General features: G+C 69.4%; 22 protein-coding genes. 10 read left to right on the forward strand and 12 right to left on the reverse strand.

The window, feature by feature from the left end; genetic code table 11:
* Nucleotides 1-55 precede the first annotated feature (55 nt).
* The 5 genes from KEC56_RS06720 to KEC56_RS06740 all read right to left on the reverse strand — a co-directional run bounded on the left by KEC56_RS06720 (nt 56) and on the right by KEC56_RS06740 (nt 5055).
* Nucleotides 56-328, reverse strand: coding sequence for a YlxR family protein (locus KEC56_RS06720; protein WP_175986045.1), 273 nt, complete (start codon nt 326-328; stop codon nt 56-58).
* Nucleotides 329-368: 40 nt separating this feature from the next.
* Nucleotides 369-1352 (reverse strand): transcription termination factor NusA, encoded by a 984-nt coding sequence (gene nusA / locus KEC56_RS06725; RefSeq protein ID WP_175986044.1) that lies wholly within the window; start codon nt 1350-1352, stop codon nt 369-371.
* An 83-nt stretch (nt 1353-1435) separates the two neighbouring features.
* Nucleotides 1436-2455, reverse strand: a complete 1020-nt coding sequence (locus tag KEC56_RS06730) for an LOG family protein (RefSeq protein ID WP_227530325.1) — start codon at nt 2453-2455, stop codon at nt 1436-1438.
* A 34-nt stretch (nt 2456-2489) separates the two neighbouring features.
* The gene (locus KEC56_RS06735) at nt 2490-4244 is read right to left on the reverse strand and encodes a proline--tRNA ligase (RefSeq protein WP_227530326.1); all 1755 of its coding nucleotides are present in this window, start codon (nt 4242-4244) and stop codon (nt 2490-2492) included.
* A 40-nt stretch (nt 4245-4284) separates the two neighbouring features.
* A complete protein-coding gene (locus KEC56_RS06740) occupies nt 4285-5055 on the reverse strand; it encodes an isocitrate lyase/PEP mutase family protein (protein WP_227530327.1) in 771 nt (256 codons plus the stop codon).
* Between the two features lie 53 nt (nt 5056-5108).
* On the opposite strand from KEC56_RS06740, the gene KEC56_RS06745 reads away from it, so the two are divergent.
* Together KEC56_RS06745 and KEC56_RS06750 are read left to right on the forward strand one after the other, a co-directional pair.
* Entirely contained in the window at nt 5109-6530 is a 1422-nt protein-coding gene (locus tag KEC56_RS06745; protein ID WP_227530328.1) for an RNB domain-containing ribonuclease, read from the forward strand.
* Nucleotides 6531-6607: 77 nt separating this feature from the next.
* Nucleotides 6608-7372: an aminoglycoside phosphotransferase family protein gene (locus KEC56_RS06750; protein WP_227530705.1), complete on the forward strand. Its 765-nt coding sequence runs from the start codon at nt 6608-6610 to the stop codon at nt 7370-7372.
* A 20-nt stretch (nt 7373-7392) separates the two neighbouring features.
* Here KEC56_RS06750 and KEC56_RS06755 read toward each other — a convergent pair whose 3' ends face one another.
* Entirely contained in the window at nt 7393-8007 is a 615-nt protein-coding gene (locus KEC56_RS06755) for an HAD-IA family hydrolase (protein ID WP_227530329.1), read from the reverse strand.
* Nucleotides 8008-8115: 108 nt separating this feature from the next.
* Here KEC56_RS06755 and KEC56_RS06760 point away from each other — a divergent pair, with 108 nt between their 5' ends.
* Complete coding sequence (locus tag KEC56_RS06760) at nt 8116-9381, forward strand: HNH endonuclease signature motif containing protein (RefSeq protein ID WP_227530330.1); 1266 nt, start codon at nt 8116-8118, stop codon at nt 9379-9381.
* Between the two features lie 15 nt (nt 9382-9396).
* Here KEC56_RS06760 and KEC56_RS06765 read toward each other — a convergent pair whose 3' ends face one another.
* Together KEC56_RS06765 and ispG are read right to left on the reverse strand one after the other, a co-directional pair.
* Nucleotides 9397-10257, reverse strand: a complete 861-nt coding sequence (locus KEC56_RS06765; RefSeq protein WP_227530331.1) for an alanyl-tRNA editing protein — start codon at nt 10255-10257, stop codon at nt 9397-9399.
* The gene (gene ispG / locus KEC56_RS06770) at nt 10257-11408 is read right to left on the reverse strand and encodes a flavodoxin-dependent (E)-4-hydroxy-3-methylbut-2-enyl-diphosphate synthase (RefSeq protein WP_227530332.1); all 1152 of its coding nucleotides are present in this window, start codon (nt 11406-11408) and stop codon (nt 10257-10259) included. Before ispG ends, KEC56_RS06765 begins: the two co-directional genes overlap by 1 nt.
* 178 nt (nt 11409-11586) lie before the next feature.
* Here ispG and KEC56_RS06775 point away from each other — a divergent pair, with 178 nt between their 5' ends.
* A complete protein-coding gene (locus KEC56_RS06775) occupies nt 11587-13473 on the forward strand; it encodes an anthranilate synthase family protein (protein ID WP_227530333.1) in 1887 nt (628 codons plus the stop codon).
* A gap of 90 nt (nt 13474-13563) precedes the next feature.
* On the opposite strand, the gene KEC56_RS06780 is transcribed toward KEC56_RS06775, so the two are convergent.
* The gene (locus KEC56_RS06780) at nt 13564-14874 is read right to left on the reverse strand and encodes a M50 family metallopeptidase (protein WP_227530334.1); all 1311 of its coding nucleotides are present in this window, start codon (nt 14872-14874) and stop codon (nt 13564-13566) included.
* 51 nt (nt 14875-14925) lie between these two features.
* Between KEC56_RS06780 and KEC56_RS06785 the strand changes: the two genes are divergently transcribed.
* From KEC56_RS06785 to KEC56_RS06795, 3 genes are all read left to right on the forward strand, one after another.
* Nucleotides 14926-15510, forward strand: a complete 585-nt coding sequence (locus KEC56_RS06785; RefSeq protein WP_227530335.1) for a hypothetical protein — start codon at nt 14926-14928, stop codon at nt 15508-15510.
* A 113-nt stretch (nt 15511-15623) separates the two neighbouring features.
* Nucleotides 15624-16337: a YcnI family copper-binding membrane protein gene (locus tag KEC56_RS06790; protein ID WP_227530336.1), complete on the forward strand. Its 714-nt coding sequence runs from the start codon at nt 15624-15626 to the stop codon at nt 16335-16337.
* A gap of 84 nt (nt 16338-16421) precedes the next feature.
* Nucleotides 16422-18035: a Mur ligase family protein gene (locus tag KEC56_RS06795; RefSeq protein ID WP_227530337.1), complete on the forward strand. Its 1614-nt coding sequence runs from the start codon at nt 16422-16424 to the stop codon at nt 18033-18035.
* A 16-nt stretch (nt 18036-18051) separates the two neighbouring features.
* Here the strand turns inward: KEC56_RS06795 and dxr are convergent, their stop codons facing one another.
* A complete protein-coding gene (gene dxr / locus KEC56_RS06800) occupies nt 18052-19134 on the reverse strand; it encodes a 1-deoxy-D-xylulose-5-phosphate reductoisomerase (RefSeq protein ID WP_227530338.1) in 1083 nt (360 codons plus the stop codon).
* Nucleotides 19135-19162: 28 nt separating this feature from the next.
* Entirely contained in the window at nt 19163-20110 is a 948-nt protein-coding gene (locus tag KEC56_RS06805) for an FKBP-type peptidyl-prolyl cis-trans isomerase (RefSeq protein ID WP_175986158.1), read from the reverse strand.
* 124 nt (nt 20111-20234) lie between these two features.
* Here KEC56_RS06805 and KEC56_RS06810 point away from each other — a divergent pair, with 124 nt between their 5' ends.
* Nucleotides 20235-21038, forward strand: coding sequence for a lysophospholipid acyltransferase family protein (locus tag KEC56_RS06810; protein WP_227530339.1), 804 nt, complete (start codon nt 20235-20237; stop codon nt 21036-21038).
* Between the two features lie 20 nt (nt 21039-21058).
* Here KEC56_RS06810 and KEC56_RS06815 read toward each other — a convergent pair whose 3' ends face one another.
* Nucleotides 21059-21532: an OsmC family protein gene (locus KEC56_RS06815; RefSeq protein WP_227530340.1), complete on the reverse strand. Its 474-nt coding sequence runs from the start codon at nt 21530-21532 to the stop codon at nt 21059-21061.
* Nucleotides 21533-21591: 59 nt separating this feature from the next.
* Here KEC56_RS06815 and KEC56_RS06820 point away from each other — a divergent pair, with 59 nt between their 5' ends.
* Nucleotides 21592-22587: an asparaginase gene (locus KEC56_RS06820; protein ID WP_227530341.1), complete on the forward strand. Its 996-nt coding sequence runs from the start codon at nt 21592-21594 to the stop codon at nt 22585-22587.
* Nucleotides 22588-22646: 59 nt separating this feature from the next.
* Nucleotides 22647-23759: an alanine dehydrogenase gene (ald, locus tag KEC56_RS06825; protein WP_227530342.1), complete on the forward strand. Its 1113-nt coding sequence runs from the start codon at nt 22647-22649 to the stop codon at nt 23757-23759.
* Nucleotides 23760-23768: the final 9 nt, after the last annotated feature.

The raw sequence follows: 23768 nt of genomic DNA on the forward strand, positions 1-23768 counted from the left end.
CCACTAGTCGCGGACGGGTCTCATTTCGAGCCGTTCACTTTGTTTCCATAGCCGTTCAGCCTTTGTTTCTCTGGCGATGCTTTTCGATGGTCTGCGAGAGGGCGGCCTCGGGGAACCCGATGGATGCCGACACGCGTAGTGCACGGGCGAAAGCCCGGCGCCTCACGGCGCCATCCAGGCATTCCTGCGTCGGATGCACCCACGCGCCCCTCCCCGGCATCGCAGCGCGCTCATCGAAGATGAGGACGTCCTGGGAGGCCACCACTCTGAGAAGAGCGGATCGGGAAGCACGCATGCGACAACCGACGCATGTCCGTACGGGTTCCATCTTACACCGCGAGGCTGAGGGACGACTCCGCGACGCGGAGTCAGTCCAGGATGCTGTCGGGCTGGATGTCGATCTTCGCGCCGGTCAGCTTCGCGGCCAGACGGGCGTTCTGCCCCTCCTTGCCGATGGCGAGCGAGAGCTGGTAGTCGGGCACCAGTGCACGGACGGCCTTGGTGCCGGCATCCAGCACGAACGAGCTCGTCACCTTCGCCGGCGACAGGGCGTGCGCCACGAACGTCGCGAGATCGGCGTCGTGGTCGACGATGTCGATCTTCTCGCCGGCGAGCTCCTCGGTGACGGCGCGGACGCGCCGGCCGAGCTCGCCGATGCAGGCGCCCTTGGCGTTGATGGACGGATCGTTCGCTTTCACGGCGATCTTCGTGCGGTGCCCTGCCTCGCGGGCGAGCGAGACGATCTCGACGAGACCGGCGGCGATCTCCGGCACCTCGAGTGCGAACAGCTTGCGCACGAGGCCCGGGTGGGTGCGCGAGACGGTGATCTGCGGGCCCTTCAAGCCCTTCGCGACGCTGGTCACGTACACGCGCAGTCGGGAACCGTGGGCGTACTCCTCGCCGGGGACCTGCTCCTCCGGCGGCAGGATCGCCTCGACGCTGCCGAGGTCGACGTGGATCATCCGCGGGTTGGGGCCCTGCTGGATGACGCCGGCGACGATGTCGCCCTCCTTGCCGCGGAACTCCCCCAGCACGGCATCATCGGCGATCTCGCGCAGCCGCTGACTGATGACCTGCTTGGCGGCGAACGCGGCGATGCGGCCGAAGTCGTCGGGGGTGGCATCCTCTTCGCCGATCACGGCGCCCTCGTCGTCGGTGACGGGCTGGAGGACCGCGACGTGGCCCGTCTTGGTGTCGAGGTCCACACGGACGCCGGCCGGAATCGCGCCGTCAGGCGAGACGTGCTTGCCGTAGGCGGTCAGGATGGCCTGCTGGATGATGTGGACGAGTTCGTCGAAGGGGATGCCCTTCTCCTTCTCGATCCCTCGCAGCAATCCGAGTTCAATGTCCATGACGGCCTCCGTATTCAGCTCTTCGCCGCGGCATCCTGCACGCGCGGCATCCGTACTACGATACCCGCTCCGCGCAGGGGCTGTCAGTCGACGGCCGACCCCAGAGCGTTGATCGCGTCGATGAGGCGATACAGGCCCCCGACCTCGCGCTGCCCGAGGTGGAGTGCGAGGCGAGGGAGGTCGACGACGTCGCCGTCGGAGACCTCGACCGGCTGCGCGTCGACGCGTTCGATGCGACCTCGCGCCAGGATCGAGGCGAACCGCTCGTTGAGATCGTCGATCTCGGCGTCCTCGGGCCGATGCTTCAGTCGGAGCACGAGCAGGTCGCCGACCCAGCGGAGCGAATGGTAGTTGCGCCAGAAGCCGGTAATCTCGGCGACGGCCTCCTCTGCGGAATCGGTCACGAGCACGCGGTCGAAGTCGCCCGGCGAGATGACTCCGGCGGGGATCAGCGCCTCGGTCACGAAGCGCTCGAGCGAGCGCCAGAAGGTTCCGCCCGGCTCGTCGAGGAGAACGATCGGCACGGGCTCCGCCTTGCCGGTCTGCTGCAGCGTCAGGAGCTCGAACATCTCGTCCAGGGTGCCGAAGCCGCCGGGCAGGCAGATGAAGCCGGTGGACTCCTTGACGAGCATGAGCTTGCGCGTGAAGAAGTACTTCATCTCGACCGAGTGCGTCTCGTCGGCGATGACGGCGCTGGGCTTCTCCTCGAACGGCAGGCTGATCGAGACGCCGAGCGCCATCTTCTCCCCCGCGCCTTCGGCCGCGGCCTGCATGATTCCGGGGCCGGCGCCGGTCACGACCATCCACCCGCGGCGGGCGAGCTGCTCGGCGACGGAACGCGCCTGGCCGTACAGCGGATCGTCCTGCTTCGTGCGCGCTGATCCGAAGACGGTGACCTTGGGGACGTCGGCGAACGGCTGGAACAGCCGGAACGCGTCGCGCATCTCGGCCAGCGCCGCGGAGGCGATCTTCAGGTTCAGCCGGTCGGTGCCGTCCTGCCCGAGCCGGATGCCGGTCTCGAGGATGCGGGAGATCAGGGTGCGGTTGGCGGTCACGCCCGCCTCGTCCATCAGTGCGTCGATCCGGGTGCGCAGCTCGTCCATGCCTCTACTCTCGCATGCCGGCCGGCCGAACAGGTCAGCCGCGCAGGCGCTCCAGTGCCGCGTCGAGAGACAATGCCTCGCGCTCACCTGTGCGGCGATCCCAGAGCTCGACCTGGCCATCGGCGGCGCCGCGGCCGACGACGAGGACGTGCGGCACGCCGACGAGCTCGGCGTCGCCGAACTTCACCCCGGGCGACACCTTGGGTCGGTCGTCGTAGAGCACGTCGAGACCGGCGGCCTCGAGATCGGCCGCGGCCTTCTCGGCGACCTCGAACGCGATCTGGTCGCGCCCTGCTGCGACGACGTGCACGTCGAACGGCGCGACGGATGCCGGCCAGATGAGGCCCTTGTCGTCGTTGTTCAGCTCGGCGATGATCGCGAGGATGCGGGTGACGCCGATGCCGTACGAGCCCATCGTCACGGTGACGAGCTTGCCGTTTTCGTCGAGGACCTTGAGCCCGAGCGCCTCGGCGTACTTGCGGCCCAGCTGGAAGACATGCCCGATCTCCATGCCGCGCGCGAGCGACACGGGGCCGGAGCCGTCCGGAGCGGGGTCGCCGTCGCGCACGTTCGCGATCTCGACGATGCCGTCGGCTTCGAAGTCGCGGCCGGCGATCACCGAGTACGCGTGCTTCTGATCGATGTTCGCCCCGGTGATCCAGCTCGTCCCTTCGGAGACGCGCGGGTCGACGAGGTAGCGGATGCCGGTGGCGGATTCCTCGCCGAGCACGGCCCCGGTCGGGGACCACGGGCCGATGTAGCCCTTGACGAGCAGCGGGTTGGCCTCGAAGTCCTCGGGAGTCGCGGTCTCCACCTCGGCCGGCGCGAACGCGACCTCTGCGCGCTTGGGGTCGACCTCGCGATCGCCGGGGATGCCGACGACGACGAGCTCGCGCGTGCCGTCCAGGTGGCGCAGGGCCAGCACGACGTTCTTCAGCGTGTCGGCTGCCGTGACCTCGCGGTCGAGCACGGCGTTCGAGTGCGCGACGAGCGTCTCGATCGTGGGCGTGTCCGGGGAGTCGAAGATCGTCGCCTCGGGCGCGTCGTCGAACGCGACGGCATCCGGGACCGCAGTCGTGAACGCCTCGACGTTCGCCGCATATCCGCCCTCGCTGCGGACGAACGTGTCCTCGCCCACCGGGGTCGGGTGCAGGAACTCCTCCGAGCGGGAACCGCCCATGGCACCGGCATCCGCCTGCACGATCGCGTACTCGAGTCCCAGGCGCTGGAAGATGCGCTCGTAGGCGTCGCGCTGGGCCATGTAGCTGGTGTCGAGGCCGGCATCCGAAGCGTCGAACGAATAGGCGTCCTTCATCGTGAACTCGCGGCCGCGCAGGAGTCCGGCGCGGGGGCGCGCCTCGTCGCGGTACTTGTCCTGGATCTGGAAGATCGTCAGCGGCAGGTCCTTGTACGACGAGTACAGGTCCTTCACGAGCAGCGTGAACGCCTCTTCGTGCGTGGGGGCGAGCAGGTAGTCGCCGCCCTTGCGGTCCTGGAGGCGGAACAGCAGATCGCCGTACTCGTCCCAGCGCCCCGTCGCCGCGTACGCCTCGCGCGGCATGAGCGCAGGGAAGTGCACCTCCTGCGCGCCTGCGGCGGCCATCTCCTCGCGGATCACCGTCTCGATCTTCGCCTTGACCTTCAAGCCCAGCGGCAGCCAGGCGAAGATGCCGGCGGCCTGCGGCCGGATGTAGCCGGCGCGGATCAGCAGCTTGTGGCTCGCGACCTCGGCACCGGCCGGGTCTTCGCGGAGCGTACGGAGGAAGAAGTTCGAAAGACGTGTGACCACGCGTCAAGTCTAGTGACGCGTGGTCACACGAACCGCACGGTCAGTTCAGTGCGCGCGTGCCCTCGGGGATCACCCCGTCGGCGTACAGGCTCTTCGCGACGTCCTGCACCGCAGTGAGGCCGACACGCTGAATCATCGGACCGTAGGAGATCCGGGCAACGCCGAGGGCTTCGTACTCGGCGGCTGCGAGCGCACCGGGCAGGCCGATGACGCTGATCTTGCCGCGGCCGATCCCGTCGACCAGCTGCGACGTGACGTCGGCGTTCAGGATGCCGGGGACGAACACGCACGTCGCGCCGGCGTCGAGGAAGGCACGGCCGCGCTCGATGGCGTCCTTGATGCTCTCCTCGAGAGGGCGGTCGCCGCCCCGGACGAACGCATCGGTGCGGGCGTTGAGGGCGAATGGGACGCCCTCGGCCTCGCCGGCCTTCACGATCGCCTCGACGACGGCCACGGATTCGGTGAGGGGCTTGAGGCGGTCCTCGACGTTGGCGCCGACGACGCCGGCGCCGATCGCGAGGCGCGTGGTCTCGCCGGCGTCCCCGTACGCGTCGTCGAGGTCGGCGCTGACCGGAAGGTCGGTGGATGCCGCGATGCGGCCGACCATGTCGATCATGATCTCGCGCGGGATCTGACCGTCGGCGTAGCCGAAGGTCGCGGCGATCGAGTGCCCCGCGGTGGCGATGGCAGTCGTCTCGGGAAGCGCGGCGACGGCCTGGGCTGAGACGACGTCCCAGATGTTGACGACCCGGAGGATCTCGGGTGACTCGTAGAGCGAACGGAGCGTACTTGCCTTCTCTGCAGCGGTCATGGTCTCACGCTAACGCCCATCGCGGACGTCAGGGGCGGAAGTAGGGTGATTCCATGCCTCAGCGTCGATCACATGTCGCCCCGTCCGCCGCGCGGAGCGAGCTCGCCGAGGCGCTGGTCGCGCTCAGATCCTCACTGGACGCGCCGACGGAGTTCTCACCGGAGGCGGTCGCCGAGGCATCGGCCGTCACTCCCCCTGCGCCGGAGCTCGACCTGCGCGACGTCGAATTCGTGACTCTGGACCCGGAAGGGTCGAAGGACCTCGACCAGGCCTTCCACCTCGCCCGTGAAGGGTCGGGCTTCGCGGTACGCTACGCGATCGCCGATGTGCCCGCGTTCGTGGAACCCGGCGGCGCCCTGGATGCCGCTGCCCGTGAGCGCGGACAGACCCTGTACGCGGCGGACGGGCGGATTCCGCTGCATCCTGCGCAACTCAGCGAGGACCGCGCATCACTGCTGCCAGACGTCGACCGACCGGCGCTGGTGTGGACTTTCGCCCTCTCGTCGTCGGGCGAGATCACGGAGTTCCGGCTCGAGCGCGCGCTGATCCGTTCACGGGCGCAGCTCGACTACGTGAGCACGCAGAAGAGTCTGGATGCGGGTGAGGAATCACCCGCCGCCCTGCTGCCCGTGATCGGAGCGCTGCGCCTGCAGCAGGAGGCGGCACGCGGAGGGGCGAGCCTGAACATGCCCGACGAGGAGGTCGTGCAGCTTCCGGACGGCACGTACTCGATCGAGCGGCGCAGCCCCCTGCCGGTCGAGGAGTGGAACGCACAGCTGTCGCTCATGACCGGGATGGCCGCAGCATCACTCATGGTCGATGCGAAGGTGGGCGTGCTGCGGACGATGCCCGAACCGGATGCTGCGGCGTTCGACGCGTTCCGCCGGCAGACTGAGGCGATCGGGCGGCCCTGGACGTCGGGGAACTACGGCGAGTATCTGCGTTCGCTGGACCGGGCGGACCCGCTGACTCTGCCCGTGCTGCAGGCCGCGGCATCGTTGTTCCGCGGCGCGGGGTACGTCACGTTCGACGGCAGTGTTCCCGCCGACATCGAGCAGGCGGCGATCGCCGCACCGTACGCGCATGCCACCGCTCCGCTGCGGCGTCTGGTCGATCGGTGGTCTCTGGCCATCTGCCTCGGCCTCTCGGACGGCTCCGGCGCCCCGGCGTGGGCCAGGGAGTCGCTGGCGGAGCTGCCTGACCTCATGCAGGCCTCGAGCCAGCGGGCGTCGTGGCTCAACGCCGAGACCATCAATCGTGTGGAGGCCGCGCTGCTGCAGCCGCTCGTCGGACAGACGGTCGAGGCGACGGTGATCGAGATCCGAAACGGCGGAGAGCGCGCCGGAATCCAGATCGCGGAGCCCGCCGTCACGGCATCCGCGCCCGTGCCTGCGGGGACGAGGCCCGGCGACTCCGTGACGCTCCGCGTGGAGCGGGCCGATATCGCCAAGGGCGAGGTGGAGTTCGCGCTGTGAGCGGATGGGTCCGCCTCGCGCCCTCCCAGCAGGCTTGGGTTCGCTCACGGATCGGCGACGCGGAGGTCGTGAGCGACATGTCGTGGAATCTTGTCGGATCGATCGTGCTCCACGTCCGAGCAGGCGCGGAAGACCTCGTCGTGAAGGCGGGGGACGCCGACAATCATCACATCGCCCGCGAGATCGGAGCGCATCCGACGTACACCGCTCGGCTCGTCGCATCCGGGCATGCCGCGCGGCTGCGCGACGCGGACGAGGCGCTGCGTGTGATGATCCTCGACCATCTTCCGGGGAGGCTGCTCGAAGGCACCGATGCCGAGCACAGCCCGGACGCCCACGAGCAGGCGGGCCGGCTTCTGCGTGAGCTGCACAGTCAGTACGCGCAGGACGTCGCCGACTACGGGAGCAGAACGATCGCGAGGGCGCTGTCGTGGCTCGACAAGCCGAATCGTGTGGCTCCGGACGCCGCGATCGAGGCCCGGCGCATCCTGCACCGTGCGTCCGCCGGCTCGGCCACGGTCGTCCCCACGCACGGGGACTGGCAACCGCGGAACTGGCTCATCGATCACGGCACCGTACGCGTCATCGATTTCGGCCGATTCGGATTCCGTCCCGCCGCGACGGATCTGACCCGCCTCTCCGCGCAGCAGCGGCGCGGCCGGCCGGACCTGGAAGCGGCGTTCTTCGCGGGTTATGGCGCCGATCCGCGCGATCCCGACGAGTGGAGACTGGAACGCCTGCAGGAAGCGATCGGAACGGCGTGCTGGGCTTTCCAGGTCGGCGATGAGGAGTTCGAGGCCCAGGGTCATCGGATGCTGGCGGAGATCCTGGCCGAGTTCTGAGAACCGCCCCATCGTGACGGTCACTCGGCGAGGAACGCCTCGATCGCTGCGATCGTCGCGCTGTTGTCGCGGTGCAGGACGGCGCGGATGCCGCACCTCTCGGCGCCGTGCTTCGGGCCCTCGTTGTCGTCGATGAACAGCACATCGGCGGCGGAGGCTCCCATGCGGTCTAGTGCGGCGAGATAGGCACCGGCATCCGGCTTCGCCACGCCCTGCTCGTGGCTGTAGCAGATCGGGTCGAAGATCGACGAGAGTTGGAAGCGCCTCTCTTCCTCTTCACGTGCACCGTCACCCGAGTTGGAGAGGACCGCGAGGCCTGCGCGGCCCCTCAGCGAGCGCGCGTGATCGAGGAGTTCTGTGTTCGCCTCTCCGCAGTACGCGTCCCACATCTGTGCTCGCATCGCCGCGACCTCCACGTCATCGATCTCAAGCGCAGCGCCGAACTTCTGCCAGTACTCCGCGGCAACGTCCGCCTGCAGAGTCGTGTCGGGGAGATCGGCGGCGTCGAGCCGGGCACGGAACACGTCGACGGGCAGGCCGACGCGATCACTCCAGGCCTGCTCGAGGTGCTGCGGCCAGCTGTGATCGTCGACGAGTTCGAGGACGCCGCCGATGTCGTAGAGGATCCACTTCATCGGAGCACGGTAGCGCGGAACAGCGATGTTATCTATCCGTTACCTCAGATCACCTTGATCGGTATCGAAACTAGCTTCGAACGTCAGTGGTCCACGAGAGCATGGGGTATGGCCTTCGCGCAGTCGAACGGGCACCGCAGTGCCGCCTCTCTCATCCAGGACATCACCGGCACGTCACGAGCGGATGCCACGCGCCAGAGCCGCGTCGGCGAATCGCTGCTGGAACCCGAGGAGGCGCCGTTCGCAGACGACGAACTCCTCGCGGACGGTTCTGACACGTGCGCCAGCGACGCACCTCGCACTTCTGCTCGTTGGGACGGTCCGTTGCGGACCGCCTTGTTCGGACGCGTCATCTCACAACAGCAGCACGACGCGATCCTGCGCGGCCTGGACGAGCCGCCCACGCCAGAAGGGGCATCGGACGCCGTGCTCCTCGGGTTCCGCGAGGCATGGAGCGGCGCCGCCGAACAGCTCGTCGCGGCGGCCGCGCATCGCACGCTGGAGGAGCTCCGCGCCGCCGCGCGAACGATCCGCGACCAGCTCGACCCTGACGGGGCGGAGGCGCGCTTCCTCGAACGGCACGCTGCTCGCTCCTTCCGCATGTGGACCGAGCCGGACGGTCGCCATCGCGCTCCCGCAGTGCTGGACGATGACGGGTACCTGTGGCTGTCGACGATCCGGGACGCGGCGCTTCGTCCGCGACGCGGAGGCCCACGGTTCGTGGATGCCGATGAGCAGCGACGGGCGCAAGAGCTCGCCGACGACTCCCGGACGAACGATCAACTCGCCTATGACCTCGTGATGGACCTGTTGCGAGCGGGCTCACTCGCCGACGCGGAAACAGTGTTCGGTACCCGCCAAGCCGGGGTCCGGCTCGTGCAGCCGGTCGACGCGAGCGGACAGGCCACGGGCCCCGTGCTCACCGAAGACGGCCTGCAGGCCATGCCCGACTCGTACGCCGAGCAGCGCATCTGCGACAGCGGGAGCACCCGCGTCACCGTCGACTGCTGCAACCCGCTCGATGTGGGGCGCGAACATCGGCTCTTCACGCCGAAACAGCGGATAGCCCTCGCGATCCGCGATGGCGGATGCCGATGGAAGGCCTGCGACAGACCCGCCTCGTACTGCGAAGCGCACCATATCGACCCCTACTCCGAAGGCGGCAGAACCGACATCGACCGCGGAATCCTCCTCTGCCGATTCCACCACATGCAGTTGCACCACGGACAGTGGCGGATCACGAGCGACCGCAAGGGCGAGTTCATCCTGAGACATCGCTCCGGTGAGGAACGCGAGCTGAGACCGCGCCTCGCACTCGCCTACGCCTGGGCAGGAATCGAACCACCACCCAAGAGATTCCGACCAGCGGCGTGACGCGTCACGCTTTGACTACGCGCCGACAGCCGTCGTGGTCATCACGAGCGTCTGCGGATCGGGCAGCTCGAGCGTCACCGAGATCGATGCGAACTCCGCGAGCGAACGGGCATGCGTACCCCCGCACGGGATCACGGCGTCACCCTCCGGCAGCGCGCAATGCCAGCGACGGCGGTCGACGATCGTGGGACCGTCGGTCTCCACCAGGCTCGAAGCACCCGAAGCCACCCATGCCGACAGCTGCGCGTTGATCGCGGCCTCCCGCTCCCCCAGCGTCGCCGCGAACGTCTCGGTGTCGAACCCGGCCTTGCGCAGGCTCTTGCCCAGGCGGTATTCGTCCACCGCGCCGTCCTCATGGATGCGGCTGCTCTGGTTCGCGCGACCCTCGAAGTCGGGATTGCCCAGCGCATCTGCCCCGGCATCCTTCCGCCAGAGATCCGCCACGGCGAGGTCCAGCGCGAGCGATGCCAGATGGCACGCGGTGTGACCGCGGCTGAGGCCGGCTCGCAGCACCGCGTCGACCTCGAGGGAGACCTCCGCACCAGGTGTCAGCCAGGCCGGCGCCTCCGCATCGAGCACATGACCGACCAGCCAGGTCCATCCTTCGATGCCGCGCTTGACCGGGATGTCCGCACCGACCGCGAAGGCGCCATCGTCACTCACCGCCGCCATCACGGCCTCGACGACCGCGACGGATTCCCCACCGAGACGGATCGCACCGGCATCCCCGGGCTGATCCGGCCAGGTGTGATCCACGGGATGGAACGGCGTCGCATCCACGATCACAACGGCCCCGGCCTCGCTCGCGTGCACCGAGGAGATGATGCTGTCCCCGACCACCGAACCGGCGGGGAACGTGACGACGGTCGCCGACATCAGGCCGTGATCACCTGAGCGGTGCCGGGCTTCGCGTCCGGGCCCATCTCCTCGGCGATGCGATTCGCCTCTTCGATGAGCGTCGCGACGATGTCGGCCTCCGGCACGGTCTTGATGACCTCGCCCTTGACGAAGATCTGGCCCTTGCCGTTGCCGGATGCCACGCCCAGGTCGGCGTCGCGCGCCTCACCGGGCCCGTTCACGACGCATCCCATGACGGCGACGCGCAGAGGGACCGTCATGTCCTTCAGCCCCTCGGTGACATTGTCCGCCAGCGTGTACACATCCACCTGGGCACGGCCGCAGGACGGGCACGAGACGATCTCGAGCTTGCGCTCGCGCAGATTCAGCGACTGCAGGATCTGGTGGCCGACCTTGACCTCTTCCGCCGGCGGAGCCGACAGCGAGACGCGGATCGTGTCACCGATGCCCTCCGACAGCAGGATGCCGAAAGCCGTCGCCGACTTGATCGTGCCCTGGAACGCGGGCCCAGCCTCGGTGACGCCGAGGTGCAGCGGCCAATCACCGCGCTCGGCCAGCTGACGGTATGCCTTCACCATCACGATCGGGTCGTTGTGCTTGACCGAGATCTTGAAATCGTGGAAGTCGTGCTCCTCGAACAGGGATGCCTCCCACACGGCGCTCTCCACGAGCGCCTCCGCCGTCGCCTTGCCGTACTTGGCGAGCAGCCGCTTGTCCAGGGACCCGGCGTTCACGCCGATACGGATCGAGACGCCGGCGGCCTTCGCCGCCTCGGCGATCTTGCCGACGTTTCCGTCGAACTCGCGGATGTTGCCCGGGTTCACGCGAACCGCACCGCACCCGGCGTCGATCGCCGTGTAGATGTAACGCGGCTGGAAGTGGATGTCGGCGATCACGGGGATCTGACTCTTCATCGCGATGATCTTCAGGGCATCCGCGTCGTCCTGATGCGGCACCGCCACGCGCACGATCTCGCAGCCGGATGCCGTCAGTTCGGCGATCTGCTGGAGCGTGGCGTTGATGTCCGTCGTCTTCGTCGTGGTCATCGACTGCACGCTCACGGGAGCATTGCCGCCGACCAGCACCTTGCCGACGCTGATCTGACGCGACTTGCGACGGGGGCTCAGAACTTCGGGGACGCTCGGCATCCCAATGTTGACTGCAGGCACGACTCCAGGTTACGCGGCTCCGCCGGGCGGGGGCTGACAGCTGTGATAGTTTCACCGCATGCGAACAATCACCTGGTGGCCCGCCTCCTAGGCGGTGCGTTCGCAATACTCGAATCCAGACCGCCTCCGGGGCGGTCTTTTCGTATGTCCGAGCCGGAGCACTCCACAGGAGACATCGATGACCGAAAACCTGCTCGACGGCCTCGTACAGGACGCCGAAGCGTCTTTCGTGCTGATCGCCCGTGACGGCGCGCAGACCGTCGAACTGCTCACCGGCGACATCCTCGACGTCGACCTGCTCGCGGACATCCCGCTCAGCGCCGACGGCACCCCGCGCGAGGTGTTCGCCATGGTCCCCTACCGCCAGGTGCGCGAACGCGGCTTCGATGCGGTGGATGACGGCACTCCACTGCGCTGCCTCATCGTCGACCAGCACCATCACTTCGACCGCGGCGAGCTTCTCGCAGCCCTCCCCACCGAACCCGTGCCGCTGCGCGACGGGGGGTTCGACATCAGCGACGAGGAGTACGCCGAGGTCGTCTCCCGCGTGATCTCCGATGAGATCGGTCGCGGCGAAGGCGCGAACTTCGTGATCCGCCGCGACTACACCGCAGCCGTGGACGTGGACGAGCGGCGGGCGGCGATCACCTGGTTCCGTGCGCTCCTCGAGCACGAGCGCGGCGCCTACTGGACGTTCGCCGTCGTCACCCCCGGCCAAATCGCCGTCGGCGCCAGCCCCGAGGCGCACGTCGTCGCCCGTGACGGCATCGTCACGATGAACCCCATCTCGGGCACCTTCCGCCACCCTGCCGGCGGCGCGACGAAGGAGACGCTCGTCGGCTTCCTCTCCTCCGCCAAGGAGACCGAGGAGCTGTTCATGGTCGTCGACGAAGAGCTCAAGATGATGAGCGCCGTCTGCTCCGACGGCGGACGCATCACCGGCCCGCATCTGAAGCAGATGTCGCGCCTCACGCACACCGAGTACATGCTGCGCGGGCGCAGCCGCCTCGACCCGCGCGACATCCTGCGCGAGACGATGTTCGCCCCGACCGTCACCGGCTCCCCCATGCAGAACGCGTGCGCGGTGATCCGACGCCACGAGACGAGCCCCCGCGGCTACTATTCGGGCGTCGCCGCCCTGTTCACCCCGAACGCCGACGGCGGACACGACGTGGACGCGCCGATCCTCATCCGCACCGTCTATCTGAAAGGCGGCAAGCTGCGCGTTCCGGTCGGCGCGACGCTCGTGCGTCACTCCGACCCCTACGGCGAGGTGAGCGAGACGCACGGCAAGGCTGCGGGCGTTCTCGGCGCGATCGGCGCCATCCCCCGCGACACGGTCGCGGAAGCCGCCGCGGACGCCGATCAGCCGGACGCCGCCCCGGTGACACTCGCCGATGACCCCGAGGTCGCCCAGCTGCTCGCCTCGCGCAATTCGCGCCTGGCGGAGTTCTGGATCAACCCGCAGGGTGACGGCGCCACCGGCCCGTTCACGGGTCGGAGCGCATTGGTGATCGACGCGGAGGATCGCTTCACCACGATGCTCGCCCACCAGCTGCGGCACCTGGGTCTCGACGCCAGGATCGTGCCGTGGAGCGAGGTCGCGGACGCCGACATCGACGCCGCCGAGCTGCTCGTCGCCGGGCCAGGCCCCGGAGATCCGCGCGACACGGAGTCTGCGCGCATCGCACGCATGCGCGACGTCGTCGCGCGGCGCCTGGCGGAAGGCACTCCGCTGCTCGCGGTGTGCCTGAGCCATCAGATCCTCGCCGACAGCCTCGGCATCGAGCTCGCCCCGCTCGCCTCACCGCATCAGGGGCTGCAGAAGACGGTGCCGGTGTTCGGGGAGGACGCCTCGATCGGCTTCTACAACACCTTCACCGCTCGGGTCTCCCCCGCAGCCGAGCGCGCGGGCGCAGCCGAGGTCTCCGCCGACCCGGCGACCGGCGACGTCTACGCGCTTCGCGGCGAGCATTTCGCGAGCGTGCAGGGGCACCTCGAGTCCATCCTGTCCCGCGACGGCATCCGCACCCTGGAGCGCCTGATCGAGCACGCGCTGGGCTGACGGCCGAAGGTTCGACTCGCTCGGCTCGCTCGACCCGTTCCGTCTCGCCTGCTGCTCGCTCAACGCCCCGCAGGGGTCGCGCCGGCGGGCTCACTGGAACAGGTTCACCGGGTTCACGACGTCGGCGATCATCAGCAGCGCCCCCATCGCGATCAGCACGACGGCGACGACGACGGTGAGCGGCACGAGCCGCGTGGCGTCCACGGGAGCGGGCGGCGGCCGCCGGAACAGTTTCGCCCACGCACGGCGGATGCCGTCCCACAGCGCCACGACGACGTGACCGCCGTCCAGCGGCAGCAGCGGGATGAGATTGAAGACGAACAGGGCGATGTTCAGCGAGCCGAGCAGGCTCAGCAGCACCACGAACCGGTTCAGGATGGGGGCATCCGTTGCCGCCACCTCGCCGGCGAGACGGCCGACGCCGACAACGCTGAGCGGGCCGTCCGGGTCGCGCTCGGTCCCGGTGACGAGAGACACGCCGACATCCCACAGCTTCACCGGCAGCTGCACGATCAACTCGCCCACACGGGCGACGTTCTGCCCGGCCATCTCCACCCCGGTGCCGAGCGGCTGCGGCACGAAGCCCATCTGCGCGCTCATCCCGACGTACCCGACCTCGGCGACGATCTGCTCGCCGTCCTCGTCCAGGCGCGGCTGCCCGCCGGCATCCGTCAGCGTGCGCTCGGCCGTGATCGGCGTGATCGAGAGGTGCACATCCTCGCCGTCGCGGGAGACGACCATGTCGAGGGTCTTCCCCGGCGAAGCCTGGACGATCTCTGTGGCGTCGGCGAAGTCCGCGACCCGCTGACCGTCGATCGACACCAGCACGTCTCCGGGCAGGACACCCGCCTCGGCAGCCGGAGACGCGGGGTCGCCCGCTGCGCACTCGGTCTGTGTGGTGCCGGCCGGAAGGACGCACTCGGTCACCCCGGCGATCGTGGTGGTGCCCTGCTGCAGGCCGATCCCGGATGCGAGGACCGTGAAGATCACGACGGCCAGGATGAGGTTCATGACGGGCCCGCCGAGCATGACGATGATCCGCTTCCACACCGGCAGCCGGTAGAAGACCCGGTCCTCCGCACCGTCGGCGATGGTCTCGTCGTTCGCCGACCGCGCATCCTGCACCAGCGATGCGAACAGTCCGCGCACGGGCTTGCCGTCGGATGCCGGATACATGCCGGACATCGAGATGAAGCCGCCGACCGGCAGCGCCTTGAAGCCGTACTCGGTCTCACCGATCCTCTTCGACCACAGACGCGGCCCGAAGCCGATCATGTACTGCCCGACGCGGACGCCGAACAGCTTCGCCGGAACGAGGTGCCCGATCTCATGCAGACCGATCGACAGCCCGAGACCGATCAGCATGAACACGATGCCGACGAGGTAGAGGAGGATTTCCACTCCCCAAAGCTACTGCCCGAGGCTTAGGAATCCGCCGCATATGCTGGAGGCGTGACCTCCCGGCAGCTGCGACTCGTGCGCGGTGCCGGCGCGTCCGCGGCCTCGACGATCATCGCGGCCGTATCGCACACGCTCGGCGGCGGCGCGGCGCCCCATCCTCTGCTGGTGCTCGCACTCCTCGTCTTCCTGACCCCGCTCGCGGGACTCCTGATCGGCCCGCGCGCGAGCCTTCGCCGGCTGAGCAGCGCGGTACTCGTCGCGCAGAGCATCTTCCACGTCCTCTTCGTCGCCTTGAACGCGACCGCGGCGCCGTCGGCCATCGGCACCGGACACCACCACACGCTCGTGCTCCCGGCGATCACCGGCGCCTCGCCCGACATCGCCCCGGACACGGGGATGCTCGCGGCGCACATGATCGCCGCCGTCCTCACCGTGGCATGGCTGTGGCGCGGCGAGAATCTGATCCGTGCGGTCTTCCACTGGGTCAGGGCGGTCCTGCACCGCCGCGCACCCCGCCTGCTGCATGCGCGCTGGCCGGTCCCAGCATCGGTCGCCCGCACGGCCCGTGTCTTCGTCTCCGCGATTCTCGCGGGTGATCTCACGCTTCGCGGCCCTCCCGCTTTCTCCCGCGTCTGACCCGCCGTCCGGCAGGTCGGTCGCACACGTGCCATCCATTCATCGCGAGCGACGCCGTCGGCGCGCCCGCACGCAGCGCGCCGGCGCGTCGCTGCACCTGCACAGGAGAAACCATGTCGAAATCCATCACCCGCCGCGGCGCAATCGCCGCCGCACTCGCAGCGGGCCTCATCCTCGCCGCACCCGCTGCCGCACAGGCCCACGTCGGGGTCAGCCCGGACAGCGTGGCGCCCGAGGGCTCCGCAGTCCTGACGTTCTCGTTCACGCACGGATGCGAGAACTCCCCCACGACGGCGATGCGGATCACGATGCCGGACGGACTCACCTCGGTGTCGCCGACGGTCGACGCGATGTGGGACGTCGAGGTCGAACGCGCCGACAACGGCCTCGTCTCCGCCGTCACGTACACCGCCACGACGCCCGTCGCGCATGATCTGCGCGGCGCCGTGACCATGGCGGTGAGCGTCGGAGAGGACGCGCCGGAGTCGCTCGTGTTCCCCGTCGAGCAGCAGTGCGAGACGGGTGCGAACGCGTGGACGGAGGTCGCGGAGGAAGGTCAGGATCCGCACGACCTCGACTCCCCCGCTCCCGTCGTGACGGTCGCCGCCGATGCGGAGGCGGATGCCGGGCACGGCGACCACGACGCGGCAGGGTCCGACGAGGCAGAGTCCGACGCGGCAGAGTGCGACGCGGCAGAAGCGACCGGCGGCGCGGAGAGCGAGGATGTCGCACCCGTGGCAGGCATCATCCTCGGATCCGCGGGACTGCTCGCCGGCGTCGCCGCGCTCGTGGTCGCGATCCGCACCTCCCGCCGGAACGCGGGGTGACCCAAGCGGTCTGACATGAACGAGGGCGCGCCGGGCACCGGCCCGGCGCGCTCCCCGGACCGCCCGTGAGATCATGGGAAGGCTATGTCTACTCAGCCCAGCCTTCCCCCCGTGCTCCGTCCGGAAGCCCCGCCACAGCGGGCCCTGGCGGACCTCGCCGCCCGATTCGGCACCGCCACCCGCGGTGAGATCGACGGCGTCTTCCTGACCGGCATCACCCTCGCGACCGCGGACCTGCGCACCGGCGAGGTGTTCGTCGCGATCCGCGGCGTCAACCAGCACGGTGCCGTCTTCGCGGCCACGGCCGCCGAGAAGGGCGCGGTCGCGATCGTCACCGACGCCGATGGCGCCGAGATCGCCGCGGATGCCGGGCTTCCGATCGTCGTCGTCGACGACCCGCGCGGCATCCTCGGAGCCCTGAGCGCCTGGGTGTACGGCACGGGAGCCGACGACCGGCTGCCGCTGCTGTTCGGCACCACGGGCACGAACGGCAAGACCAGCGTCACCCACCTGCTCGAGGGCATCCTCGGCCAGCTCGGCGTCGTGACGGGTCTGTCCTCCACCGCGGAGCGCCACATCGCCGGCGAGGTCATCATCTCCAGGCTCACCACGCCGGAGGCCTCCGAGACCCATGCCCTGCTCGCCCTCATGCGCGAGCGGAACGTCGAGGCCGTCGCGGTCGAGGTCAGCGCGCAGGCGCTCTCGCGCAGGCGCGTCGACGGGATCGTGTTCGACGTCGCCGGTTTCACGAATCTCTCGCACGACCACCTCGACGACTACGCCGACATGACGGAGTACTTCGAGGCGAAGCTGCCACTGTTCCGCCCCGACCGGTCGCGTCGCGCCGTGATCTCGCTGGACTCCGCCTTCGGAGCCGACGTCGTCGCCGCATCCGAGGTTCCCGTCGTCACGGTCGGCACGCCGGCGATCGCCGCCGACGCCGAGGCCGCAGAACGGGCCGACTGGGTCGTCACGATCGACGAGGAGCGCCAGCGCGGCACGCGCTTCACCATGACCGGGCCCGAGGGCCGCACCCTGACCACGGTCGTCCCGGTGATCGGGCCGCACATGGCCGCCAACGCCGCACTCGCGATCGTCATGCTGTTCGAGGGCGGCTACGCCTGGGAGCGCATCGTCGAGGCCCTCACCCGCGACGGGCGCATCGAGGCGTATCTGCCGGGTCGCACCGAGCTTGTCTCGGGCGAGCGCGGCCCCGCCGTGTACGTCGACTTCGGGCATACGCCGGATGCCTTCGTCAAGACGCTCGCCGCCGTCCGCCGCGTGACGCCGGGCAAGGTCCTGATGCTGTTCGGCGCCGACGGCGACCGCGACGCCACCAAGCGCCGCGACATGGGGCGCACGGCCGTCGAAGGCAGCGACATCCTCGTCGTCACCGACCACCACCCCCGATTCGAGGATCCGACATCGATCCGCGCCACACTCCTCGAGGGCGCCCGATCCGCGCAGCCGGACGCCGAGATCCACGAGTTCTCCCCGCCCGAAGCGGCGATCAGCGCGGCCGTCGGAATGGTCACGGACGGCGACGCGATCCTCTGGGCCGGCCCCGGCCACCAGGACTACCGCGACATCCGCGGAGTCCGCACGCCCTATTCGGCGCGCGAACTGGCGCGCCGCGCCGTGCGGGATGCCGGATGGCCCGTGCCGGAGCCGCACTGGCCCGTGCCTTACGAAGACTGAGCGGCTCCGCGCGGAGCTACTGCGCGGCGATCAGGCGATCGGCCGTCGCGCGGGCCCACGCCTCGGCATCCGCCAGGGACTCGACAGTCAGCGCGTCGGGCGCCTCGTGCGCGTCGACGACGCGAGCAATGGTGTCCACGATGCCGAGGAACGACAGCCGCCCCTCGTGGAAGGCATCAACGGCCTGCTCGTTCGCAGCGTTGAACACCGCGGGGAACGTTCCTCCGGCGCGGCCGACGCTCTTCGCCAGTGCGACCGACGGGAAGGCCTCGTCGTCGAGCGGCTCGAAATCCCAGCTGGTCGCCTGCGTCCAGTCGAGCGGCTTTCCGACTCCCCCGATACGGTGCGGCCAGTCCAGTGCGAGCGAGATCGGCAGTCGCATGTCGGGCGGCGAGGCCTGGGCGATGGTCGAGCCGTCGATGAACTCGACCATCGAGTGCACGATCGACTGCGGATGCACGACGACCTGGATGTCGTCGTAGTCGACATCGAACAGCAGGTGCGCCTCGATGACCTCGAGGCCCTTGTTCACGAGCGTCGCGGAGTTGGTGGTCACCACCCGTCCCATGTCCCACGTCGGGTGGGCGAGCGCCTCGGCGGGAGTGACTTCGGTGAGCTGCTCGCGCGTACGCCCGCGGAACGGCCCGCCGGATGCCGTCACGACGAGCCGCCGGATCTCATCGTGCGTCCCCGATCGGAGTGCCTGCGCGAGTGCGGAGTGCTCGGAGTCGACGGGGACGATCTGCCCCTCGGCGGCGGCCGAGGTGACCAGCTCGCCGCCGACGATGAGCGACTCTTTGTTCGCGAGCGCGAGTGTGCGGCCCGCCTTCAGCGCCGCGAGCGTGGAACCCAGGCCGATGGAACCGGTGATGGCGTTGAGCACGACATCGGCCTCGACGTCGCGGACGAGCTGCTCCGATTCCGCAGCACCCAGCGCCGTGTGCTCGACCTGGAACTGCTCGGCCTGCCGAGCGAGCATCTCGGCGTTGCTGCCCGCTGAGATGCCGACGAGCTCGAAACGGCGCGGATTGGCGCGGATCACATCCAGCGCCTGAGTGCCTATGGAGCCGGTTGAACCGAGGACGAGGATGCGACGCATGCCGCCAGCCTATGCCGTACGGCGCGGCTCACGAGCTGGCGGGGTGCATCGTGGCGAGGATGTCGATCACGAAGACGAGCGTCTGACCGACCAGGTCGTCGTCGTTGATCTCGCCCTCGCCGTACGCCTGTGCGGGCGGAATCACGACGAGCACCTGCGAACCGACCTTCTGACCCTGCAGCGCCTGCACGAACCCGGGCACGTAGCCGTTGCCCTCGCTGCTGATCGGCGCGCCGTTCGCCCACGAGGAGTCGAACACCTCACCCGAATTCCAGCTGACGCCGTGGTACTGCAGAAGGGTGGTGTCGCCCTCGCCGACCTCGATGCCGTCGCCCTCCTTGAGCACCGAGATCTGCACCTCGGTCGGGGCATCCGCATCGGGGATCTCGACGGACGGCGCACCGTCGTCGTCGAGCGTGACGGCAGGCATGCCTGCGGTGGGCTCCTGCGGCTCGCCCCACGCCGCGGTGGGGACGACGTCGAGGACGTCGAGGATGTAGTACTGCGCCGCAGCGTCATCCGTCGTCGGGAACACGATCGACAGTCGCGACCCGACGGTCGCGCATCCGATCAGCTGTCCCATCGGGACGTCGGCGGTCAGCTCGACGGGAAGGAGCTCGCCCTCGGTGTACCCGGCGTCGCCGAGCCGTTCGCCCGAATCGCCGTCGAAGGCGCTCAGCGCGTACTGCACGTAGTCGCCGTCGGCGATCTCCTCGCCATCGCCCTCCGTGAGCACCGTGCGCTGCGCCTCGTCGACCTGCTGCTCGAGCTCGAACGATGCCGTCGATGCCGTCCCGAAGTCGCCGTCGACGGTGACGCTCTCGGAGGCCGGCCCGGAGGCGATCGTCGCCGAGCAGAGCTCGCCCGACGTCGATTCGGCGTCATCGCCCGTCGAGCCCTCGACTCCCGTGCACCCGACGAGCAGGACGGCTGCGGCGGCCATGGTGGACAGGGCGATGAGCGGGCGAGTGCGCACAGTGATACCTCGGATCGAGAAAGGGAACCAGACCATCTTGCCCCACACGCCTTTGCTCCCGCTGTACGGGATGCACCGCGTCGGCATTCCCGGACCGGCATGCATCGCCGAGTAGCCTGATCTGATGACCTCTGCGCAGTCCGGCATCCCCGCGTCGAAACCCGAGGCACCCGCCGCAGACACGACGGACGACGCCGCAGCACCGCGCAGAGCAGGGTTCACCTACGCGCTGGGCCGCGCCGTCATCGGCCCGCTCGCACGCCTGATCTACCGCCCGCGCATCGAGGGCCGCGAGAAGGTTCCCGCCGACGGCCCGGTGATCTTCGCCAGCAACCACCTCTCTTTCATCGACTCGGTCGCGATCCCCGTCGCAGCTCCCCGCCCGGTCCACTTCCTTGCCAAGTCGTCGTACTTCGAGGGGCCCGGCGTCGCGGGGGCGGCCAAGAAGAACTTCTTCCAGGCCATCGGCGCCATCCCGGTCCGGCGCGGAGCCGGGCAGGCCGCGCTGGACGCCCTGGACCAGCAGCGACAGCTGCTCGACGAGGGCCTCGCCGTCGCCCTGTACCCCGAGGGCACCCGATCGACCGACGGACGCCTGTACAAGGGACGCACCGGTGTCGCCTTCCTCGCCCTCCAGACGGGTGCACCGGTCGTTCCGGTCGGCCTCATCGGAACGGACAAGGTCATGCCCAAGGGCGCGAAACTCCCCTCGATCAAGGAGCGGGTGACCGTGCGCTTCGGCGACCCGATCGACGTTTCGGTGCACGGCCCCGCCAGCAGCGGCAAGGCCCGGCGTCTGGCGACGGACGAGATCATGGCCGGCATCCACGCGCTCAGCGAGCAGGAGCTCGCGGGCGTGTACAACGAGCCGCCGGCGCACACCCCGATCGAGAAGATCAAGCAGGCGCTCCCTCACGAGCGCCGCTGACGCGCTGCCGGGCGGGCCCCTCAGAGCGAGGTGACGGTCGCCTGGTGACGCACGGGGAAGTTCACCGAGTTCGCGATGAAGCACATGCGATGCGCCTCGGCGTGCGCGTGCTCGGCGCGCTCGATCATCGACGGCTCCGCCACGACGACCTCGGGTCGCAGAAGCACGTCCGTGAAGGCCCCGCCGCTGCGACCGTCCTCCGTCATGACGCCGGTGGCGGAATCACGGTATGAGACGACGACGACGCCCACGGTGACGCAGGCGTGCAGGTACGACAGCAGGTGGCACTCCGACAGGGCCGCCAGCAGCAGGTCCTCGGGGTTCCAGCGGGCGCGGTCGCCGCGGAACGGCTTGTCGGCGGATGCCAGGACATCGGGCTTGCCCTCGACGGAGAGCGTCACATCCCGCGAGTACTCGCGGTACCCGCTGGTGCCCGACCCGAGATTGCCCTCCCATGTCGCCGTGAGCGCGTAACGGTGTTCACCGAGAGTCATGGCGCCAGTCTCGCATGCCGCACGCGGCGGCGCGCAGACAGGGCGGATAGGCTGGGGGCGTGCTGGAGACTCTGACCGTTGCGGATGCCGTTGAACTCGCCGTCGTCGAACGCAGCGGGTTCGTCGAGTCCCGGCACGCCGGGGCCGCGATCGTGCTGTCGCCCGACGGCGAGGTCCTCCGGCGGATCGGGAACCCCGACGCGCTGTTCCTCCCCCGCTCGAGCCTGAAGCCGATGCAGGCGGTGGCCTGCGTCACGGCCGGCGCCGAGCTCGAGGGCGAGCAGCTGGCGCTCGCCACGGCGAGCCACAACGGCACCGACCGGCACGCAGACGCGATCCGCGAGATCCTCGCCGCCGGCGGCCTGACCGAGGACGATCTGGCGTGCCCGCCGTCCTGGCCCGGCGACACCGCGACGCGCGACGAGATCGTCCGCGAGCACGGAGCGCCCAGCCGGATCCGCATGAACTGCTCGGGCAAGCACGCTGCGATGCTGCGCGCCTGCGTTGCGACCGGTTGGCCGACCGACGGGTACCTCGATCCCGCCCATCCGCTGCAGGGGCACATCCGCGAGGTCGTCGAGCGTCTCACCGGAGAGCGGATCGCGCACACCGCGATCGACGGATGCGGGGCGCCCGTGCACGCCATCACGTTGACGGGCCTCGCCCGCGGCATCCACCGCATCGGCACCGCATCCGAGCGCTCCCCGTTCGCGCTGCACCGCGTCGCCGGCTCGCTCGTGCGAGCGGTCAAGGAGCATCCGTGGACGATCGAGGGCCCTGGTCGCCCTGACACGATCGCGATCGAACGCCTCGGAGTGTTCGCCAAGGGCGGCGCCGAGGGTGTCATGGTCATGGTCGCTCCCGGCGGCGCGACCGTCGCGGTCAAGATGCTCGACGGCGCGGCGCGCGCGTCGACCGTGGTCGCGGCGACGCTGCTCGTGCGTGCCGGCGCTCTCGAGCCCGCGGATGTCGCAGGACTCGTTCACGCACTTCCCCTCGCCGTGCTCGGCGGTGGGAGCGACGTCGGGATGATCCGTCCCGGCGCCGAAATCTGATGCCCTGACCCTGGGCCGTACGATCCCCTCGACGAGGAGGGGGTGGAGAGGAGATCGCGATGAGGATCAGCGTCCCCACAGAGATCAAGAACAACGAGTACCGCGTCGCGCTGACCCCATCGGGAGTGCACGACCTGGTCAGCGAGGGCCACGAGGTCTTCGTGCAGTCAGGAGCCGGGATCGGCTCCTCCATGCCCGATGCGGAGTACGCCGAGGCCGGCGCCACGCTGCTGGACGACGCCGCCGAGGTCTGGGACCGCGCCGAGCTGCTGCTCAAGGTCAAGGAGCCGATCGAGAGCGAGTACGCCTACTTCCGCGACGATCTGACGCTCTTCACATACCTTCATCTCGCAGCCGACCGGCCGCTGACCGACCGTCTCATCGCCAGCGGCATCACCGCGATCGCCTACGAGACCGTACAGCTGCCGAACGGCTCGCTGCCGCTGCTGGCACCGATGAGCGAGGTCGCCGGACGCCTGGCTCCTCTGGTCGGCGCGAACACGCTGATGCGCTCGAACGGCGGGCTCGGTCTGCTGATGTCGGGCGTGCCCGGTACCAGGCCTGCGACCGTCACGGTGATCGGCGGCGGCGTCGCGGGTGCGAACGCGGCGGTCATCGCCAGCGGGATGGGTGCGGACGTGACGGTCTTCGACACGAACATCCCCCGTCTGCGCATGCTGGACGATCACTTCGCCGGGCGGGTCAAGACCGCGGCGTCCAACCCGCTCGATCTGCGCCGCGCCGTTGTGGGCTCCGACCTTGTCATCGGGTCCGTGCTGATCCCCGGTGCCCGCGCCCCGAAGCTCGTCACGAACGAGATGGTCGCGCAGATGCGTCCGGGCAGCGTGCTCGTGGACATCGCGGTCGACCAGGGCGGATGCTTCGAGGACACGCACCCGACGACGCATGCCGACCCGACCTTCGCGGTGCACGACACGGTGTTCTACTGCGTCGCGAACATGCCGGGCGCCGTGCCCAACACGTCGACCTCGGCGCTCACGAACGCGACGATGCCCTACGTGCGCAGGATCGCCGCACAGGGATGGCGCAACGCGCTCGGCGCCGATGCGGCTCTCGCCGCCGGTCTGAACGTGGCCGCCGGCGCCGTGGTGAACGAGGGCGTCGCCGTGGCGCACGGTCTGTCGTCGCAGCCACTGGGCTCCGTGCTCTGACGCGGTGAC

The organism is Microbacterium tenebrionis, from assembly GCF_020682665.1.
Taxonomy (GTDB): Bacteria; Actinomycetota; Actinomycetes; order Actinomycetales; family Microbacteriaceae; genus Microbacterium; species Microbacterium tenebrionis.

Bases quoted from the DNA above. Each gene is read 5' to 3' on its own strand.
- KEC56_RS06720 (WP_175986045.1), bottom strand. From the start codon at position 328: ATGGAACCCGTACGGACATGCGTCGGTTGTCGCATGCGTGCTTCCCGA.
- nusA (WP_175986044.1), bottom strand. From the start codon at position 1,352: ATGGACATTGAACTCGGATTGCTGCGAGGGATCGAGAAGGAGAAGGGC.
- KEC56_RS06730 (WP_227530325.1), bottom strand. From the start codon at position 2,455: ATGGACGAGCTGCGCACCCGGATCGACGCACTGATGGACGAGGCGGGC.
- KEC56_RS06740 (WP_227530327.1), bottom strand. From the start codon at position 5,055: ATGACCGCTGCAGAGAAGGCAAGTACGCTCCGTTCGCTCTACGAGTCA.
- KEC56_RS06745 (WP_227530328.1), top strand. From the start codon at position 5,109: ATGCCTCAGCGTCGATCACATGTCGCCCCGTCCGCCGCGCGGAGCGAG.
- KEC56_RS06750 (WP_227530705.1), top strand. From the start codon at position 6,608: ATGTCGTGGAATCTTGTCGGATCGATCGTGCTCCACGTCCGAGCAGGC.
- KEC56_RS06755 (WP_227530329.1), bottom strand. From the start codon at position 8,007: ATGAAGTGGATCCTCTACGACATCGGCGGCGTCCTCGAACTCGTCGAC.
- KEC56_RS06760 (WP_227530330.1), top strand. From the start codon at position 8,116: ATGGCCTTCGCGCAGTCGAACGGGCACCGCAGTGCCGCCTCTCTCATC.
- KEC56_RS06765 (WP_227530331.1), bottom strand. From the start codon at position 10,257: ATGTCGGCGACCGTCGTCACGTTCCCCGCCGGTTCGGTGGTCGGGGAC.
- KEC56_RS06775 (WP_227530333.1), top strand. From the start codon at position 11,587: ATGACCGAAAACCTGCTCGACGGCCTCGTACAGGACGCCGAAGCGTCT.
- KEC56_RS06790 (WP_227530336.1), top strand. From the start codon at position 15,624: ATGTCGAAATCCATCACCCGCCGCGGCGCAATCGCCGCCGCACTCGCA.
- KEC56_RS06795 (WP_227530337.1), top strand. From the start codon at position 16,422: ATGTCTACTCAGCCCAGCCTTCCCCCCGTGCTCCGTCCGGAAGCCCCG.
- dxr (WP_227530338.1), bottom strand. From the start codon at position 19,134: ATGCGTCGCATCCTCGTCCTCGGTTCAACCGGCTCCATAGGCACTCAG.
- KEC56_RS06810 (WP_227530339.1), top strand. From the start codon at position 20,235: ATGACCTCTGCGCAGTCCGGCATCCCCGCGTCGAAACCCGAGGCACCC.
- KEC56_RS06815 (WP_227530340.1), bottom strand. From the start codon at position 21,532: ATGACTCTCGGTGAACACCGTTACGCGCTCACGGCGACATGGGAGGGC.
- ald (WP_227530342.1), top strand. From the start codon at position 22,647: ATGAGGATCAGCGTCCCCACAGAGATCAAGAACAACGAGTACCGCGTC.